Genomic DNA, 2,767 nt, shown 5'->3' on the forward strand with positions numbered 1-2,767 from the left:
ATGAATGAATCAGTGCTTCCCTATCTTCTATATTCTATATTTTATCTCCGCGTCCCAAAGCCCTTCATCCATCTCAAATCCGGCTTTTTTTCCGTCTTTCCTCTTCATAGGTATCCAGCACCCGGTTGAATTCCTCTTCCGTCAGTGCCTTCATGATTTCCCTTCTTAAGGCTGCCGCTTCAGGGAGGCCGTGGAAATAGCGGCTGGCATGGGCCCGCATTTCTCTCACCGCCACGTGCTCCCCCTTTTCCTCCACCAGGCCGTGAAGATGCTTCCTTGCCATGGCAAGGCGCATTTCATTGGCAGGCGGAGGAAGGATATTTCCCGTTTCCAGGTAGGCATTCACCGCCTCAAAGACCCAGGGATTCCCCCAGGCCCCCCGGCCGATGGCCACGCCGGCGCAGCCGGTCTCTTCCATCAGCCTTTTGGCAGTGGGGCCATCCACCACGTCCCCACTTCCAAAGACAGGGATAGAGACCGCTCTCACCACTTCCCCGATTTTTCCCCAGTCCGCAGTGCCCGTATAAAAATCTTCCCTTGTCCTTCCATGGACAGTAATAGCCGCGGCTCCTGCTTCTTCCACAGCCTCTGCCAGTTCCACGCAGTTTTCCGTTTCCCGGGACCAGCCAAGCCTCATTTTCACGGTCACCGGAACATGAACCGCCTCCACCATGGCCTTCACCACAGACGCCGCCAGGGGAATGTTCTTCATCAGGGCGGAACCGTCCCCGTTTTTCACTACCTTCTGCATGGGGCAGCCCATGTTGATGTCAATGATGTCGGCTCCCGCCTTTTCCATTTCCTTTGCGCCCAGGGCCATAATATCCGGGTCGCTTCCAAAGAGCTGGAGGGCCACCGGATGCTCGGTGGGATCAATTTTCAGCATGTCCTTTGTTTTTTCATTTTTATAGTAAAGTCCCTTGGCACTTACCATTTCCGCCGTGGTCATGGCAGCGCCCATACGGCGTGCAATGACGCGGTAAGCCAGGTCGCTCACCCCTGCCATGGGAGCCAGCACCGCCCAGCCGTCTAACTGTATCTGTCCGATTTTCGGTTTCTGTATCATAGGTCCTCCTGTATTCACATTGGATTATTTTACCACAGGACAGAAATCTTGAAAATGAAGGAAAAGGAAAAGCCGTGGGGAAATGATGACCCCTATAGATACTCCCTCTGTCAGAGGCCCATCGTCATTTCAGGCGAAGGAAAGGGATGCTATGAATCATAAGATACGATGGAGCCAATAAAAAGGAGCTGCCAGGAAATGATTACCATTTTCACAGCTCCCGTAAATCATCGTTCTGTGTAATTTTTCAGGAATGTCTTGATAAACCGTACCGGCCAGTCCAGTTTATCCACCGGCATTTTTTCATCCACCTGGTGGGCTTCACCCCAGCTTCCGGTCTTCACCCTTCCGGTAAAACGATAGATATTGTCACAGACCTCCGCATAATTTCTGGAGTCCGTGGCACCAAGCATGAGATTTGGAGCAATCACCGTGTCTTTTCCGTAAACCTCATGGATGGTGTCGGAAAGAAGTTTGAACATATCTCCCTTCACATCGCCAGCAGGCTTGGGATTTTCCGCAAAGGAAGCCTTCACCTTCACCCCCGCCGGCATGATGGATTCCAGATATTTCTTCACAGAGTCCACCGTATCTCCCTGCAGGATGCGGACGCTCATGGTGGCTTCTGCATGGGAGGGAAGCACATTGGCCTGGCTGCTTCCTTCTGCCATGGTGACGGCAAAGGTCGTATGGAGAAGGGCATCCATAATCCTGTCATGCTTCGCCAGTTTCACCAGTTTCTTCCAGTTTTTCTTCGGATGGCTTGCAATGGACTTCAGAGGTTCTTCCTGCAGCGGCGCCACCGCTTTCAGATGGGCCTTCACCAAAGGAGTAAGGCGGTAGGGCATAGGATGGGCTTCCACTGCCGCCATGGCCCTTGCCACGTCTCCCAGCACGGTGCCCCTGCCCGGTTTGCTGGCGTGGCCGCCACTGCCGTCTTTATAGGGCACAAATTCATTCGGCGCTTTTTCCGCCATGCCCACCAGAGCCAGAGGCGGCTTTTCTCCATTTCCTTCCTCCACATTGCCTCCTTCATCGAAAAGGCAGGCGAGATGGACGCCCTGTTCCTTCAGGTAAGCAGCCGTCAGTAGGGACCCCTTTTTGTCGGGTGTGCACTGCACCTCTTCATTATGTCCAAAGGACAAATAAATGTCGAAATCCGGCGCAAAGCCCTCTTCCAGAAGCTCTTCTACCGCATCCATTTCAGCAGTCAGCACGGATTTACAGTCTTCGGCACCCCTTCCCCAGAGGCATCCTTCATCCACTTCTCCTCCAAAGGGCGGATGACTCCACTGCTCCTCATGGATAGCAGGCACCACATCCTGATGGGCCATGAAAAGGACCGGCTCCTTCTTCGGATAATCCGATTTCCAGTGGAAGAGAAGGCTGGCCTTGCCAATCCTTGTAAGACTCAGCTTTTCAAAAATCAAAGGCCAGGCCTCCTGCATGTATTGATGGAGCCGGTCAAACTGAGCCCAGTCCGTGTGCTCATCATTTACGGAAGAAACGGTAGGTAACTGCACCACGCCCTTGAGATGGGCCATATATTTTTCAATCTTTGTATCCATGAAATCGACCTCCCTGAAATGAATGCTTTTTCTATACATTGTAACATGGAAAGGGCGCAAAATGGTCAAAAGCTGCAGGTGCAAAAGATTCAGAGGTTTCAGAGAGGATGGTTGACGGGGCTTCGCCCCGAAG

The 2,767-nt window shown here is 52.7% G+C and carries 2 protein-coding genes; both read right to left on the reverse strand.

All coding sequences use genetic code 11. From position 1 onward, the window contains the following. Positions 1 to 73: 73 nt before the first annotated feature. Positions 74 to 1,066, reverse strand: coding sequence for a tRNA dihydrouridine synthase DusB (gene dusB, locus B2Y11_RS05025; RefSeq protein ID WP_291056941.1), 993 nt, complete (start codon positions 1,064 to 1,066; stop codon positions 74 to 76). Between the two features lie 227 nt (positions 1,067 to 1,293). Next, positions 1,294 to 2,634: a M20/M25/M40 family metallo-hydrolase gene (locus tag B2Y11_RS05030; RefSeq protein ID WP_291056943.1), complete on the reverse strand. Its 1,341-nt coding sequence runs from the start codon at positions 2,632 to 2,634 to the stop codon at positions 1,294 to 1,296. Positions 2,635 to 2,767 lie beyond the last annotated feature (133 nt).

Origin of the sequence: Dialister sp. UBA1703 (assembly GCA_002320515.1) — a bacterium.
In the GTDB taxonomy this organism is placed as follows: domain Bacteria; phylum Bacillota; class Negativicutes; order Veillonellales; family Dialisteraceae; genus Dialister.